General features: G+C 52.7%; 14 protein-coding genes and 2 pseudogenes. 7 read left to right on the top strand and 9 right to left on the bottom strand.

Annotated elements, in window-relative coordinates; translation table 11 throughout:
- Position 1: 1 nt before the first annotated feature.
- The 3 genes from HV302_RS14025 to HV302_RS14015 form a co-directional block, all read right to left on the bottom strand.
- Positions 2-736 (bottom strand): outer membrane protein OmpK, encoded by a 735-nt coding sequence (locus tag HV302_RS14025; protein WP_016152869.1) that lies wholly within the window; start codon positions 734-736, stop codon positions 2-4.
- 31 nt (positions 737-767) lie between these two features.
- A complete protein-coding gene (locus tag HV302_RS14020; RefSeq protein ID WP_181626014.1) occupies positions 768-1,982 on the bottom strand; it encodes a PfkB family carbohydrate kinase in 1,215 nt (404 codons plus the stop codon).
- An 85-nt stretch (positions 1,983-2,067) separates the two neighbouring features.
- A complete protein-coding gene (locus tag HV302_RS14015; protein ID WP_016152871.1) occupies positions 2,068-2,226 on the bottom strand; it encodes a DUF1427 family protein in 159 nt (52 codons plus the stop codon).
- A gap of 304 nt (positions 2,227-2,530) precedes the next feature.
- Here HV302_RS14015 and btuC point away from each other — a divergent pair, with 304 nt between their 5' ends.
- The 5 genes and pseudogenes from btuC to HV302_RS13990 all read left to right on the top strand — a co-directional run.
- Positions 2,531-3,511 carry a vitamin B12 ABC transporter permease BtuC gene (btuC, locus tag HV302_RS14010; protein WP_032931198.1) on the top strand — a complete coding sequence of 327 codons (981 nt, stop codon included), beginning with the start codon at positions 2,531-2,533 and terminating at the stop codon, positions 3,509-3,511.
- 60 nt (positions 3,512-3,571) lie between these two features.
- Positions 3,572-4,123, top strand: coding sequence for a glutathione peroxidase (locus HV302_RS14005; protein WP_016156341.1), 552 nt, complete (start codon positions 3,572-3,574; stop codon positions 4,121-4,123).
- Positions 4,123-4,872 (top strand): vitamin B12 ABC transporter ATP-binding protein BtuD, encoded by a 750-nt coding sequence (gene btuD / locus HV302_RS14000; RefSeq protein WP_016152874.1) that lies wholly within the window; start codon positions 4,123-4,125, stop codon positions 4,870-4,872. The genes HV302_RS14005 and btuD overlap by 1 nt, the downstream gene beginning before the upstream one ends.
- 77 nt (positions 4,873-4,949) lie before the next feature.
- The gene (locus HV302_RS13995) at positions 4,950-5,414 is read left to right on the top strand and encodes an NlpC/P60 family protein (protein ID WP_003832591.1); all 465 of its coding nucleotides are present in this window, start codon (positions 4,950-4,952) and stop codon (positions 5,412-5,414) included.
- 318 nt (positions 5,415-5,732) lie between these two features.
- A pseudogene (locus tag HV302_RS13990) lies at positions 5,733-6,050 on the top strand (EAL domain-containing protein); the annotation flags it as partial.
- A 13-nt stretch (positions 6,051-6,063) separates the two neighbouring features.
- Here the strand turns inward: HV302_RS13990 and HV302_RS13985 are convergent.
- A protein-coding gene (locus tag HV302_RS13985) for an IS1 family transposase (protein ID WP_223429336.1) occupies positions 6,064-6,761 on the bottom strand; the annotation gives its coding sequence in 2 pieces (ribosomal slippage) (positions 6,064-6,512 and positions 6,512-6,761; 699 coding nt in all).
- 47 nt (positions 6,762-6,808) lie between these two features.
- On the opposite strand from HV302_RS13985, the pseudogene HV302_RS13980 reads away from it, so the two are divergent.
- Positions 6,809-7,222 (top strand): annotated as a pseudogene (locus HV302_RS13980) (EAL domain-containing protein); the annotation flags it as partial.
- A 61-nt stretch (positions 7,223-7,283) separates the two neighbouring features.
- Entirely contained in the window at positions 7,284-8,726 is a 1,443-nt protein-coding gene (selO, locus tag HV302_RS13975; RefSeq protein WP_181626011.1) for a protein adenylyltransferase SelO, read from the top strand.
- A 14-nt stretch (positions 8,727-8,740) separates the two neighbouring features.
- Here selO and HV302_RS13970 read toward each other — a convergent pair whose 3' ends face one another.
- The 5 genes from HV302_RS13970 to HV302_RS13950 are packed head-to-tail and all read right to left on the bottom strand — an operon-like array spanning position 8,741 to position 14,369.
- Positions 8,741-9,502, bottom strand: coding sequence for a heme ABC transporter ATP-binding protein (locus HV302_RS13970; RefSeq protein WP_181626010.1), 762 nt, complete (start codon positions 9,500-9,502; stop codon positions 8,741-8,743).
- On the bottom strand, positions 9,495-10,487 hold the full coding sequence (locus HV302_RS13965) for a FecCD family ABC transporter permease (RefSeq protein ID WP_032947022.1): 993 nt from the start codon (positions 10,485-10,487) through the stop codon (positions 9,495-9,497). The genes HV302_RS13970 and HV302_RS13965 overlap by 8 nt, the downstream gene beginning before the upstream one ends.
- Positions 10,487-11,308, bottom strand: a complete 822-nt coding sequence (locus tag HV302_RS13960; RefSeq protein ID WP_115190643.1) for a heme/hemin ABC transporter substrate-binding protein — start codon at positions 11,306-11,308, stop codon at positions 10,487-10,489. Before HV302_RS13960 ends, HV302_RS13965 begins: the two co-directional genes overlap by 1 nt.
- A complete protein-coding gene (gene chuS, locus HV302_RS13955) occupies positions 11,305-12,336 on the bottom strand; it encodes a hematinate-forming heme oxygenase ChuS (RefSeq protein WP_181626009.1) in 1,032 nt (343 codons plus the stop codon). The genes HV302_RS13960 and chuS overlap by 4 nt, the downstream gene beginning before the upstream one ends.
- A 47-nt stretch (positions 12,337-12,383) precedes the next feature.
- Positions 12,384-14,369 (bottom strand): TonB-dependent hemoglobin/transferrin/lactoferrin family receptor, encoded by a 1,986-nt coding sequence (locus tag HV302_RS13950; protein ID WP_181626001.1) that lies wholly within the window; start codon positions 14,367-14,369, stop codon positions 12,384-12,386.
- Between the last annotated feature and the right edge of the window lie 3 nt (positions 14,370-14,372).

Here is a 14,372-nt window from a genome sequence, read left to right as displayed (position 1 = left end):
GTTAGAAGTCGTAGGCCAGTCGATAAATGAGAATATCGCCATATCCATCCGCACCAAGTTTGTTATAAAAGTATCGATACATTAATGTGGTGGATATATGAGGCATGATTTTCCAGGTAATATTCAGGCCGCCGTTTAAACCATTGCTACCATGATTGTTAGCGGTATAGTCATCATTACGGTCAAGTTCTATTTCATTCCAATTGGACAGTAAGAAGTCCTGGTTGAGAAGATTGAAAGCATAACCAGCGTTCCATCCAATTGAGAAACCATTGAGTCCATTAATATCATAAGCTGGGCCAAAATTACTGTGCGCGGTAATATACTGACGAGCAATCCAGGGTTTAAACCACCATCCATCGCCTTTCAGGTCGGTATAGCCAAGCCCAATAAATTGATTCGTCTCTTTAAAATTGGGACTTTGCGAATTATAGACTTTTGTAAATAGGCTGGCACCCGTTTTCCAGAGGTAGGTATGGATTTCACCATTCGCAGTCTGCCCCTGATTTCCCTCGTCGTCTAGAATATTTTCAAAATCATAAAAACCGTACATCTCACCCCAATCAAAACCAATACCTCCCTCAATACCAATTAAGGCTTGTTCATATTCGAGGTCTTTAACACCGGCATCCCAGGATTGATAGTCAAAATGTATATTCCCCCAACCGTATTGTTGTTCAGCTAATGAGGAAAAAGCTACGCACGATAATAAAGCCCCGAAGGCGATTTTTTTCATTTTATATCCCTATTTTTGTGGTGGGTTAATATCAGTATTTAGTACAAGCTAATCGTTTTAATACGAGTTCATGGGATGGCATATTGGCTGCACCTTCACGCTCTACGGCCAGTGCTGCAAATACACAGGCGTAATGAATTGCGTTGGCAATATTTTCTCCACAGGCAAGTCGTGCAGCGAGTGCACCATTAAATGCATCACCGGCGCCGGATGTATCAATATTAACGGCGGGATATGCCGGGAACTGTTGGTGTGTAGATCCATCAAATAACCAGCACCCATCTTTGCCTAACGTAATTAGAATATATTGTGGTCCCATTTGGTGCATGATTTCGGCGGCCTGACGAATATCGTCTGGCGTACGAATAGCCTTGCCAATAATCGCCTCTGCTTCTGTGAGGTTTGGGGTCAGGATGTGTGTCCAGCGGAGAAGGTCTGTCACCTCCTTGCGCCATGGTGCTGGATTCAGGATTGTCATCACCCCGGCGGCTTGTGCGAACTTAATAGCTTGAGCTGTAGCGTCAGGATTGTTTTCCATCTGCGTCAAAAAAACATTGGCGGTGCCAATCTCGTCATAACAGGATATAATTTCTTCACTCGTTATTTCCTGATTAGCCCCTGGATTAATAACGATTACATTATCGCCAGCCTCTTCGGATATCATCACTACGGCACTGCCGGTTGGTGCATCATTTTTGGTAAAGATGGTTAGTTTTTCTAATCCTACGCCATTTAAAAAATGCTGGGCTTTGGTTGAAAACTCATCTTCACCTAATTTGACTGTAAAATAAGTGCGAGCATTGGCTTGTGCGGATGCTATCGCCTGGTTGCTGCCTTTCCCTCCGGGTAAACAACAGGAAAAAAGCGCGCGCGTAGTTTCCCCTGAAATAGGAAAACGGTGAAGCCGATATACTAAGTCAGTATTAAATGAACCCAGAATGTAAACTTTCCCATTGTTTTCGTTCATTGATATTTCTCGTTCGATCTTTGATTGGTTAATGATGATGTTTTGGTGCAAATAAAGAGAGTTATTCTCATATAATGGGAATGCATTGTCGTGATTATATACAGCACCTCCATAGCATGAGCGGACATGTCCTGTTTTTACGAGGTCATTGATGTCGCGGCGGAGTGTTCTTTCCGTAACATCAAGTACCTTAACAAGAGATGATATTTTTACACTTCCTTGTTTTTTGAGTAGTGTTAAAATATAGCGAAGACGCTGTTTTTTGTAATGACAGGGCATCTAATCCTCACTTTTCATGAATGTGATGAGAGGTCCATGTAATAAGTTTATTTTGTCTATACGTTAATTTCTTTGGTGAATGAATTTATTTGTTGAATAAATAATTAAAGATCTGATTACCACTAAGTACACCGATGATACCAAATACACCAGGCCAGGCAGCAGGGGCTGGAATGGGGAGTTTTATTAATGTAAATATGAAACCAATAATTGCACCGGCAATAAGCGAAAGAATTATATCCATAAGATAATTCCTGAGGGTGTTATGATGATATGAAGACTACACAATATATTTACGTATTGATGAGAAGACAATCACACAAAACTTCTGCAACCGGACATCTTGTCCGGTTGTGGTTATTTATTTAATCTCAGGAACGATATTAATAATGACAGCTACTACCTGGTATTGCTGCCAGCATTGCATTATGCAAAAGACTAAGGTTCATGCTGTTTTGGGCCATTGCCTCATTTGCGGTAGAGCTTCCTTCCATGTTTTTTGCTTTCATCGTAAAATTAATGAGATAACCCATAAAAAAAGTATAAACATGCAACCTTTTGCACAATTACAACGTCGGCGAGACCGATACTGGTTAGGCACTTTATCGCTGTTGCTATTGGTCATGCTCGTGATTAGCTTATGCGCAGGAGAACAGTGGATCGCCCCCGGCGACTGGTTCAGCGCCCGCGGCGATCTGTTCGTCTGGCAAATCCGATTTCCCCGTACCCTCGCCGTTTTGCTGGTAGGCGCTGCGTTGGCCTTATCTGGCGCAGTGATGCAAGCTCTCTTTGAAAACCCGCTCGCAGAGCCTGGATTACTGGGCGTGTCTAATGGCGCGGGAGTCGGGCTCATCGCGGCGGTGTTGCTGGGGCAGGGGCAGCTCCCCGGCTGGGCGTTGGGCTTATGCGCCATCGCTGGGGCGCTGATTATCACGCTTATTCTGCTCCGTTTTGCCCGCCGTCATTTGTCTACCAGCCGTCTGCTGTTGGCGGGGGTGGCGCTGGGCATTATCTGTAGCGCGCTGATGACATGGGCCATCTACTTCTCCACTTCTTTTGATTTGCGACAGCTAATGTACTGGATGATGGGGGGCTTTGGTGGCGTTGACTGGCATCAGGCCTGGCTCATGGTGGCGTTGATTCCGGTGCTGGTGTGGATCTGCTGTCAGTCGCAGCCGATGAATATGCTGGCGCTGGGGGAAACTTCTGCACGTCAGTTGGGATTGCCATTATGGTTCTGGCGCAACCTGCTGGTGGTCGCCACGGGCTGGATGGTTGGCGTAAGCGTGGCTCTGGCGGGAGCGATTGGCTTTATTGGGCTTGTGATCCCACATATTCTGCGGCTGTGCGGCTTAACCGATCATCGCGTGTTACTGCCGGGCTGCGCGTTGGCTGGCGCTATCGTATTACTGTTGGCTGATGTTGTCGCGCGTCTGGTGCTGGCCTCGGCTGAGCTGCCAATTGGTGTGGTGACGGCCACCATGGGCGCACCGGTATTTATCTGGCTATTGTTAAAAGCCGCGCGCTAGAACGCGTTGATTCGGTCTATGATTAAAAACTGAAAATCCACCTGTTGTTCTGGAGATGCTATGCAAAACACTATCCTCGATACAGACGTGACGACCATCGACGGCGAGGTGACCTCACTGCAACCGTATGCCGGAAATGTGCTGTTAATCGTCAACGTTGCTTCAAAATGTGGGCTAACGCCGCAATATGAGCAACTGGAGAATCTGCAGAAAGCCTGGCATCAGCAGGGCTTTACCGTTCTTGGGTTCCCCTGCAACCAGTTTCTGGGCCAGGAGCCGGGCAGTGAAGAGGAAATAAAAACGTACTGCAGTACCACCTGGGGCGTTACCTTCCCGATGTTCAGCAAAATTGAGGTCAACGGCGAGGGACGCCATCCGCTGTATCAGAAACTGATTGATGCCGCGCCAACCGCCGTTGCGCCTGCGGATAGTGGATTCTATGAGCGAATGGCGAGTAAAGGTCGGGCGCCGCTCTACCCGGACGATATTCTGTGGAATTTCGAGAAGTTTTTAGTGGGTCGGGATGGTCAGGTACTGCAACGATTTTCACCCGATATGACGCCTGAGGATCCTGTTCTGGTGCAATCCATCAAGACGGCGCTGGCAAACTAATGTCTCGATTGATGCAGCTACAGGACGTAGCAGAATCGACCCGACTCGGCCCGCTTTCTGGTGAGATAAAAGCAGGGGAGATCCTGCATTTAGTGGGGCCTAACGGCGCAGGAAAGAGCACGCTGTTGGCGCGAATGGCGGGGCTGACGACCGGCAAGGGCAGCATCACCTTTGGTGATGTGTCATTGGATGAATGGCCGGCAGCAAAGCTGGCGCAATATCGCGCTTATCTTGCGCAACAGCAAAACCCACCGTTTGCGATGCCGGTCTGGCATTTTCTGACGCTGCATCAACCCGATAAAGCACGCACCGATCTGTTACAGGAAGTCGCCGATGCGCTTGGGCTTGGGGATAAGCTGGGACGCAGCGTGAATCAGCTCTCCGGCGGTGAGTGGCAGCGCGTGCGCCTGGCTGCGGTTATCCTGCAGATTTGCCCACAAGCGAATCCATTCGGCCAGCTTTTGTTGCTGGATGAGCCGATGAACAGCCTGGACGTGGCGCAACAAAATGCACTGGACCGGATGCTGGGTCAGCTGTGTTTACAGGGTATCGCGATTGTAATGAGCAGCCATGACCTTAATCACACCTTACGTCATGCGCACAAGGCCTGGCTCCTCAAACGCGGGAAGCTGCTTGCCAGTGGTGCTCGTGATACGGTACTAACGCCGGCCAATCTGTCTGCGGCTTATGGCGTGAACTTTCGTCGTTTGGATATTGAAGGCCACAGAATGCTCATATCAACCACTTAAGTTAAATGGGTTCTTGAAAATCATATAATTTCCACGCTAAATTGACATAAAAATATAATTCAGAGGATTCGTCCTGAATGCGCTTTTGGCTTCTTTTCATCACAGCATTGTTTTTGGCGGGCTGCAGCAGCCATCGTGCTCCTGCGCCAAATGCCCGCTTGTCGGATTCTATCGCCGTTATCGCCGGGCTTAATGACCAGCTACAAACCTGGCATGGCACACCCTATCGTTATGGCGGCATGAGCCGTAGCGGAGTGGATTGTTCTGGATTTGTATTGATGACAATGCGCGATAAATTCGATCTGCAACTCCCGCGTGATACCCGCACGCAATCAAAGATTGGTACCGAAATTGATAAAGATGATTTGCTGCCCGGCGATCTGGTGTTCTTTAAAACCGGTTCTGGGGAAAGCGGTCTGCATGTCGGAATTTACGATACCAATAATCAATTTATTCATGCCTCAACCAGCCGTGGTGTGATGCGCTCGTCACTGGACAACGTTTACTGGCGCAAAAACTTTTGGCAGGCGCGACGTATTTAATCCTCATCAGTCACGAGGCTGCCTACGGCTGAGCAGCCTCGACATTTCCATTTGTTAGTAACTTCTTATTTCTGCCGCCAGCCGGACAATACCCCTGAACATTAAGAGCGTATCTTGCTAAAAATATGATTTATTCCGAGATATTAAAAAGTGCAAAGCTGGATATTCGCTTATAATCAGGATAAGCTAAAAAAAAGGATTCGATTTACTGGCTATAAAGGGAAAAATGAAAGGGCCTCTACTTGCATCAGCAATAACGTATTTCTCCATCCTTTGCTACAGGATGCCGGATAACACCTATGCAGAGGGGCTGGCACGATGATTGTTTCAATGGATACTCTTTACCATTCAGAGTTCTCTTTTCTCCCTGCGAGAAACGAAAAAGGCGATCTTGAATACGTAGATATCATTACCAGTTTTGCCAGTGCGCAGGGGGATGTGCGTATACCCACCGAACTGGTCTTACCTCGGATGTCGGACGAAGAGCAATGTCGCTTATTTACCGAAAAGCTTGAATTAATCGAAACGTGCCAACATTTTTTTATTCAACGAAAGGTTTCTGCCTGGATTAATTTAACGCCGGCAATTGCTAATACTTTATTATCAGATACTAAATTTGTTTCACAAGTTGAACGGTAATGACTCCAACTTACTGATAGTGTTTTATGTTCAGATAATGCCCGATGACCTTGTCATGCAGCTCCACCGATTTTGAGAACGACAGTGACTTCCGTCCCAGCCTTGCCAGATGTTGTCTCAGATTCAGGTTATGTCGCTCAATGCGCTGAGTGTAACGCTTGCTGATTACGTGCAGCTTTCCCTTCAGGCGGGATTCATACAGCGGCCAGCCATCCGTCATCCATACCACGACCTCAAAGGCCGACAGCAGGCTCAGAAGACGCTCCAGTGTGGCCAGAGTGCGTTCACCGAAGACGTGCGCCACAACCGTCCTCCGTATCCTGTCATACGCGTAAAACAGCCAGCGCTGACGTGATTTAGCACCGACGTAGCCCCACTGTTCGTCCATTTCCGCGCAGACGATGACGTCACTGCCCGGCTGTATGCGCGAGGTTACCGACTGCGGCCTGAGTTTTTTAAGTGACGTAAAATCGTGTTGAGGCCAACGCCCATAATGCGGGCGGTTGCCCGGCATCCAACGCCATTCATGGCCATATCAATGATTTTCTGGTGCGTACCGGGTTGAGAAGCGGTGTAAGTGAACTGCAGTTGCCATGTTTTACGGCAGTGAGAGCAGAGATAGCGCTGATGTCCGGCAGTGCTTTTGCCGTTACGCACCACCCCGTCAGTAGCTGAACAGGAGGGACAGCTGATAGAAACAGAAGCCACTGGAGCACCTCAAAAACACCATCATACACTAAATCAGTAAGTTGGCAGCATCACCAGTTGAACGATTGTCATTTCTGGAACTGGCTATTAATGAAAACTATCCAGAGTTAAATAATGGAAAAGCGAATCCAACGCTGGCAGCACTGGCGGCGCGATTTCCATTAGTACTGACAAACTATGGTGCTGGCGGCATATCAAACCGAGCAATTTTTGATGGGCTGTTCAAACGCGTCGTGCTCGATAAAAACTTTGTTCAACAAAGGATTACACATATTTCGTTTGAGCCATTTATGCGGGCTATCCTGGCACAGCTATTTCCCAGCAGTGAGTCAATTATCATTAGCGGTATTGATACACCCGAGATGTTAGCGCGCGTACTGCCTCTGGGATTCAGCGCCATGCAGGGCGCGCTGTGGCCTGCTGTGCCCCCCGCGCAGATAATTTCGCTCGCGAAGATATAACCCTCATATTTGCTGGTGTTTAACAGGCTTTTAACAGTCTACACTAGAGACAGGAGGCCCTATGACCCTGTCTTTTACCACCCGCTGGCGTGATGAATTACCAGCAACCTATACAGCACTTTCACCCACTCCCCTGAAAAACGCGCGCCTGATTTGGCATAACGATGCGCTGGCGGAGCAATTAGCTATTCCAGAGACGCTATTTGATATTCCGACCGGAGCCGGTGTTTGGGGCGGTGAATCGTTGCTTCCCGGGATGTCGCCTTTAGCGCAAGTTTATAGCGGACATCAGTTTGGCGTCTGGGCGGGCCAGCTTGGCGATGGACGCGGGATCCTGTTGGGCGAACAACAGCTCGCTGACGGCTCAACGTGTGACTGGCACCTGAAAGGCGCCGGACTTACGCCTTATTCCCGTATGGGGGATGGTCGCGCCGTACTGCGCTCGACAATTCGCGAAAGCCTGGCCAGCGAAGCGATGCATTACCTGGGAATACCGACTACGCGGGCATTGTCGATTGTTACCAGCGACACGCCGGTGTATCGCGAAACGGTAGAATCAGGGGCGATGCTCATTCGCGTGGCGCAAAGCCATATGCGCTTTGGCCATTTTGAGCATTTTTACTATCGCCGTGAGCCGGAAAAAGTGCGCCAGTTGGCTGACTTTGCGATTCGCTATTATTGGCCGCAATGGCAGGAAGAAGCCGATAAGTATCAGCTGTGGTTTAACGATGTTGTCACGCGTACTGCGACGTTAGTCGCGGACTGGCAGGCGGTAGGATTTGCGCATGGTGTCATGAACACCGACAACATGTCGATTCTGGGACTGACGATGGATTACGGTCCATTCGGTTTCCTTGATGACTACGTGCCCGATTTTATCTGCAACCACTCAGACAACCAGGGGCGATACAGTTTCGATAATCAACCGGCCGCGGCGCTTTGGAACCTGCAACGTCTGGCGCAAACTCTGTCGCCATTTATCCCGGTCGAGGCGCTTAATGATGCGCTGGACAGTTATCAACTGGCGCTGTTAACACGCTACGGTCAGCGGATGCGACAAAAGCTTGGCTTCTTTAGCGAGCAAAAAAACGATAACGAACTGCTTAGTGAACTGTTTAACCTGATGGCGCGGGAAAGAAGCGACTATACCCGAACGTTTCGCATGCTCAGTCAGACGGAACAACACAGCGCGCAATCCCCGCTGCGCGATGAGTTTATCGACCGCGCAGCGTTTGACGACTGGTTCACGCGGTATCGCTCACGCCTGCAGCAAGACAACATTGCCGACGCAGACAGACAAACGCAGATGAAGGCGGCTAATCCGGCGATGGTATTGCGTAACTGGTTGGCGCAACGGGTGATTAATCAGGCAGAGCAGGGGGATTACGCCGAGCTGCATCGGTTACACGAGGCGTTGCGTACCCCATTTGTCGATCGTGATGATGACTATGTCAGCCGTCCACCTGACTGGGGTAAACGGCTGGAAGTGAGCTGTTCAAGCTAAGGGGCCAGAAACACCTACGGGGATCCGTTGGCCGGATGCTGGCCAACGTGTACCTGCGCGCCATACCAGCGTTTCAGGTCATCGGCCTGTAACACGGCCTCTGGCGTTCCCTGCGACACCAGCCTGCCGTTGTGCAGCAACACTATTCTGTCTGCCCACAGTGCGGCGAGATTCAGATCGTGAAGCACAATGCACACATGCAGCTCTTGTGAAGCGGTAAGCGTCTTCAGCAAGCGCAACAGATGCTGCTGGTGGTAAAGATCCAGCGCAGAGGTCGGTTCATCAAGGAATAACCAGCCGCGAGGCGCGCCGTCGCACCAAAGTTGCGCCAGTGCACGGGCTAACTGTACTCGCTGTTGCTCGCCGCCGGAAAGCGCGGCGTATTGCCGGCCCGCCAGCGGTGTACATCCGGTCATTTCCATCACCTGAGCGATAAGTCGAGGTTCCGACCGCTGGGTCCAGGGCGCACGCCCCATCGCGATGACGGCCTCTACCGGCCAGTCAAATCCCAACTGCGTTTGCTGGCGCATCACCGCCCGATGCCGCGACAGTGTTTGGCTATGCCATTCATCCAGCGGTTTACCCGCCAGCACGCAACGCCCTATAGCCGGTTTCAGAAAACCGGTCAGCAGGCGCAGCAGGGTGGATTTCCCCGCACCGTTTGGGCCGATGAGCGCCACCAGTTCACCTTTTTCGAGAGCAAGAGTGACGTCGTCAATCACCGCTCTGCCCGCGACGCGATAGTGAAGCCCTTCAGCGATGAAATGTTCAGCCATGCGGTCCTCGCTGACGAAAAATAAGCCATAAAAACCACGGTGCGCCCAGAAGACTGGTTAGCAAACCGACCGGCATTTCCGCAGGCGCAACCGCCGTACGGGCCAGCGTGTCGGCTATCAGCAATAAAAATGCGCCCGCCAGCACGGAACCTGGGATAACGGCCCGATGGTCTGAGCCGAGCCACATGCGCATCAGATGCGGGATAACCAGCCCGATGAAGCCAATTACGCCGCTTACCGCCACGGCTGCGGCAACCAGCAGTGCGCTACAAAGTAGCAAAACACGCTGAACGGTACGCACATCTACGCCGAGGTAATGCGCCTCTTCCTCACCTAACTGCAGCAGGTTCAGCGCCGGTGCCAGACGCCAGATGATCAGCACCGTCGGGACAGTCAATGAAGTGACAGCCAGCAGCGTGGACCATTGCGCGGCCCCCAGACTGCCCATCCCCCATAGCGACAGCTGGCGCAGTTGCGCGTCATTACTGACCCACGACAGAACGCCAACCGCCGCCCCGCACAGCGCGTTGATGGCAATACCGACCAACAGCAGACGTGAGAGTGAAGCGTCGCGCTGTTGGCTAAGGATAAATATAACCACCGTTGCCGCCAGCGCACCGAGAAAAGCGGCCAGCATGGGGGCGTACAGCATCAACAGCGCGGGCAAAGAGACCGGCAGCACTACCCACAGGGCGACGGCGCAGGCGGCTCCGCTGCTTATCCCCAGTAATCCCGGATCGGCAAGCGGGTTGCGAAACAGGCCCTGCATCACGCAGCCCGCGAGCGCCAGAGAACCGCCAATCACCAGCGCCAGCAGGACGCGGGGCAGGCGAATGGTGAGCCAGATTTGACGCAGTGCCTCATCGCCATCACGCCACAGCAGACTTACCGGCAGGCGCAACGCGCCAAAACCGGTAGCCATGATTGTCATCACGACCAACATGAGTGCGAGTGTCCATAAAGAACAACGGATACGTCGCGACATCAGGGCAATTGCTCAGCTTTAGCGCGAAGCTGCAAAATGGCCTGCGGGGTGCGTACGCTAAAGCCGAGTAGCGCCATATCGTCAACCTGCAATACCTGTTTATTCCGTCCGGCAGGCGTCTGCGCCAGGCCCGGCAGCGCCCACAGGTTATCTTCGCCCCCCATCGCCTTAACGCCGTCCTGTGAAATCACCACCAGATCGGGCTGGCTGGCAATGACGCCTTCCTGCGACAGCGGCTGATAGCGGTTAACACCCTGCATTGCGTTGCGCAAACCGGCGGCACGAATAGCCGCATCGGCTGCAGTTTGCTGGCCCGCTGCCATCGCGGTCATCCCGCCATGATTGAGAATAAACAGCACGCGTTTGTTGAGTTCAGATGACGGCAGCGCCGCCAGTTCCTGACGGAAGCGGGTGCGCAGCGTTTCGCCATCGGCCTCCCTATGGGTGGCTTCGGCGATGACGCGAATTTTTTCATCAATCACGTTAAGCTCGTTGCTTGCCGGGATCGTCACAACCCTGACGTTGCTCTGTTCGAGCTGTTTTAGCGCCAGAGAGGGCTGCGCCTGCGCGCTGGCAAGGACCAGCGTAGGACGGGTGGCAAGGATCCCTTCGGCGTTGAGCTGGCGCAAATAACCGACATCAGGTAGGGCGTTTGCTGCTTCAGGCCACTGGCTGGTGCTGTCTCGCGCCACAAGGGAAGACTGTGCTCCCAGTGCGTATACAATCTCGGTGACATCGCCACCGAGAGCAACAACCCGTTCCCTGGACGCAGCCATCGCGACGATGGGCAGTAGCGCAATCAGGACCAGCAGTTTTTTCATGCGGCCAGCCCCTTCGGCGTCAGTGCGTCAATTTGCGCGCGCCATTGCGTCTGCTCTGGTTCGCCTTCCGTTCGTTGACCATACAGCTGGGCGATTTGCGTGCCGTCGGCAGCAAACAGTTCCAGGCTGGTGACGTGGCCATCGGCGGTCGGTTTGCGCGTTACCCATGTTTCTGCCACGCTCTCTTCCAGCAGGTGTAAGGTAAATGTCGGGTTGAATATATTCAGCCAGCCTTTCATCGGCACCAGTTTTTCTATCACACCGGTAAAAATCTGTACGCAGCCACGATTACCCACAAAGACCATAATTTCATTGCCATCCTGGCGCGCGGTGTCGAGTAACTGCGCCAGAGCGCTATTTGCGACTTTACAGGCCAGATCGTCGCCCACCAGGTTAAACGCCTGTTGGCGGGTGAGATCGTGGCGTTTCAGCAGACCGAAGAACTGGTGTACATCGGTCATGGCTCGCCACTCTTGATCAACGGTCTGCGCATCGACCGTGACGGTGGCTCGAGTAGAAGGGGGGGCGGGTTGCAGCGCCAGGGGCGGGTTTTCAGCGAAGATGAAACGGGTCAGCAACGCAGCCCATTCCTCAATGAGGGTATTCTGTGTGGCATAGACCTTCAGCAGCGCATCCCCCTGATGGTCAAAGAACTGGATGCTCTGACGCTCGCCGTGGGCGGTTGTTTCGCTGATATGGAACACGCTTGCCCACTGATTGAGGAACAGGCGCAGGTCGAGGGCGCGCGGATTGAGTACCAGTCCGGCATGACCGTTCAGGTGCTGATTGGTAAACGCACCAACCTGCTCATGCACAGCATATTCGTTGCGGCATATACATTTGGTTTCGCCGACGGCTTCCAGTGCGCCGAGGATTTCACGCACTTCGCCACGTAAGCGCCAGGCGTCATGACCGACGCGCGCGAAGGTCAGTTCGGCTTCGCTAATATTCATCAATCCCGCAATATCACGTGCGTATTTGCCCGGATTTTCTTTCTTCAGTTCCAGCCAGCGTGTGTAATGATTCATTGTCTCTTCCTTCCAGATTGCTGCCCCGGCGAACCGGGGAAAAGTGATTACCACTGATAACTCACGAAAATTTTGCCATTACGACCATCCTGCGGAATGCCCTGCGGCGACCAGTACTCTTTGTCGAAGGCGTTGCCCAGTACCAGCGTGGTGGTCATGCCTTTCAGCGCTTGTTGGCCCTGATAGCTCACGTAGAAATCGTTTACCGCATAACCGGGCTGTTTCGTGTAGCTGCTGCTGATATGCGTTGAACGGTCAGCAAATGTACCTATCCAGCCAACGGAAAAACCGCTGTGCGCAACCGGTACGTTCAGTTTGCTGGTGACGGTATCCGGGTTAATGCTGGAAATGTATTCGCCGGTGTCTGTATCTTTGCCGCGCGTACGGTTATAGGCCATGTCGAGGCTGAACAGATCGGCGGAATATTTCGCCATCACGTCCCAGCCCCAGATTTTGGCGTTGGGTACGTTATAGGACATGGTTGTCGCGGCGGCGAAGTCGACGCTGGTGGAGATGTAATCTTTAGCTTTGGTGTCGAAATAGCTGGCTTTAAATTCGAGCGCATCGCTCGCCATCAACAGATCGTCAAAGCGCAGGCCAAATCCGTATTCCTGGGTTTCGTTGGTTTCCGGGCGTAGGTTAGGGTTCGGCACCCAGTAGTTGGTGTAAAAACGGCCAATCGAGAAGTGTTTCGCATCGTTATACATCTCGCCCATGGTCGGCGCACGGAAGGCCTGAGCGTATGAACCGAACAGCATCAGCCAGTCGGTTGGCGCAACGGTGAGCCCGGCGCGGGACGACCATTTATCGGCATCGACATCTTCATAGCCGTCGCTGCTGCCGCGATAAGAGTCATAACGGGTACCGCCCAGCAGCGTAACCGGCAGGTCGCGCAGGGTGATTTCATCTTGTAACCAACCGGAGCTGAAATCGATTTTTGCCTCCGGGAAACCGGTGGTTGCGCCGCCTGGCTGTTGTTCCTGACGATAGTATTCCCCGCCGTAGGTCAGCAAATGAGATGCAAAAGAGTCGGTAAACAGGCGGCTGCGGTTGTCGATTTTGCCGCCTTTGGTGGTTTGTTTGCGAAACTCGCCGGTGTTATCCGTGTTTTGCGCATTAATGCGTGCTTCGGACCAGTAGACGCGGGCATCCGTGTTCAACCAGTCATTGTCGGCTGGAGCAATCGAGTAGGTCAGTTGCGCGTCGCGCTGGATGGTTGACCGATCGGTCATCGGGTTGCTGGTGGCATCCGCTGCGCTGGTTTGCGGATTTTTAGGTTCACGGGCGTCATTGTTGTAGTAACGCAGCGAGCCGGCCAGCGTCTGGGCGCTGTCAATTTTCCAGCTGCCCTTCGCCAGCATATTGTTAATCGCTTCGTCGTTTGGCGCCGTAGTACCGTCGCTCTGGCGCAAATCACCGCGATCGCGACTGGACCAGGCAAGCAGTCCGTCCAGCGTATCGGTGCGACCAAACGCGCTGGCGCCCATACCGAGGCTGTGATCGCCGGTTGCCGCGGTACCGAACACGCGATAACCGCTGTTTTGACCGGCTTCCAGCAGATCTTTGGCATCCGCAGTGTCATAGGCGATCACACCACCTAACGCGCCGCTACCGTACAGCAGTGCAGAAGGGCCACGGACGACCTCGATGCGTTTGATCAGCGCCGGATCGAGGAAGGTACTGTTCAGGTGTCCGGTGTCGGTTCCCTGACGAACGCCATCAACCAGCACCAGAACGCCACGTCGATCGTAGCCGCGCAGATTCACGTCCTGGCCGTTAGTGCGACCGGTGCCGTCAAGGGTCAGGCCTGGAACCGTACGCAACAGGTCGGCTGCTGAGCTGGCGGTCTGGTTTTCCGGCGCGGTGGCATCAATCACGCTGACCATCATCGGTGCTTCAAAAGCACTTCGGGCATTGCCGGTAGCGGTGACGGTCATATCTTCTACCGCCGCATACGCGACGGCGGGCAGGTTACTGATAATTGCCAGCGCCAAGAGCGAAGGGCGCAGGGATGCAGTGTGCAGGTGTGGCATAGC

This window comes from Citrobacter sp. RHBSTW-00859, from assembly GCF_013729795.1.
GTDB classification, from domain to species: Bacteria; Pseudomonadota; Gammaproteobacteria; order Enterobacterales; family Enterobacteriaceae; genus Citrobacter; species Citrobacter braakii.
The sequence above is the reverse complement of the archived record's forward strand: the minus strand, read 5'-3'. Positions and strand labels throughout refer to the sequence as shown.

What these genes read in the sequence shown, in the direction of transcription:
- HV302_RS14015 (WP_016152871.1), bottom strand. Translation starts at nt 2,226, where the DNA reads ATGGATATAATTCTTTCGCTTATTGCCGGTGCAATTATTGGTTTCATA.
- HV302_RS13970 (WP_181626010.1), bottom strand. Translation starts at nt 9,502, where the DNA reads ATGGCTGAACATTTCATCGCTGAAGGGCTTCACTATCGCGTCGCGGGC.
- btuD (WP_016152874.1), top strand. Translation starts at nt 4,123, where the DNA reads ATGTCTCGATTGATGCAGCTACAGGACGTAGCAGAATCGACCCGACTC.
- HV302_RS13995 (WP_003832591.1), top strand. Translation starts at nt 4,950, where the DNA reads ATGCGCTTTTGGCTTCTTTTCATCACAGCATTGTTTTTGGCGGGCTGC.
- HV302_RS13950 (WP_181626001.1), bottom strand. Translation starts at nt 14,369, where the DNA reads ATGCCACACCTGCACACTGCATCCCTGCGCCCTTCGCTCTTGGCGCTG.
- HV302_RS14005 (WP_016156341.1), top strand. Translation starts at nt 3,572, where the DNA reads ATGCAAAACACTATCCTCGATACAGACGTGACGACCATCGACGGCGAG.
- HV302_RS14025 (WP_016152869.1), bottom strand. Translation starts at nt 736, where the DNA reads ATGAAAAAAATCGCCTTCGGGGCTTTATTATCGTGCGTAGCTTTTTCC.
- HV302_RS13965 (WP_032947022.1), bottom strand. Translation starts at nt 10,487, where the DNA reads ATGTCGCGACGTATCCGTTGTTCTTTATGGACACTCGCACTCATGTTG.
- HV302_RS14020 (WP_181626014.1), bottom strand. Translation starts at nt 1,982, where the DNA reads ATGCCCTGTCATTACAAAAAACAGCGTCTTCGCTATATTTTAACACTA.
- chuS (WP_181626009.1), bottom strand. Translation starts at nt 12,336, where the DNA reads ATGAATCATTACACACGCTGGCTGGAACTGAAGAAAGAAAATCCGGGC.
- HV302_RS13960 (WP_115190643.1), bottom strand. Translation starts at nt 11,308, where the DNA reads ATGAAAAAACTGCTGGTCCTGATTGCGCTACTGCCCATCGTCGCGATG.
- selO (WP_181626011.1), top strand. Translation starts at nt 7,284, where the DNA reads ATGACCCTGTCTTTTACCACCCGCTGGCGTGATGAATTACCAGCAACC.
- btuC (WP_032931198.1), top strand. Translation starts at nt 2,531, where the DNA reads ATGCAACCTTTTGCACAATTACAACGTCGGCGAGACCGATACTGGTTA.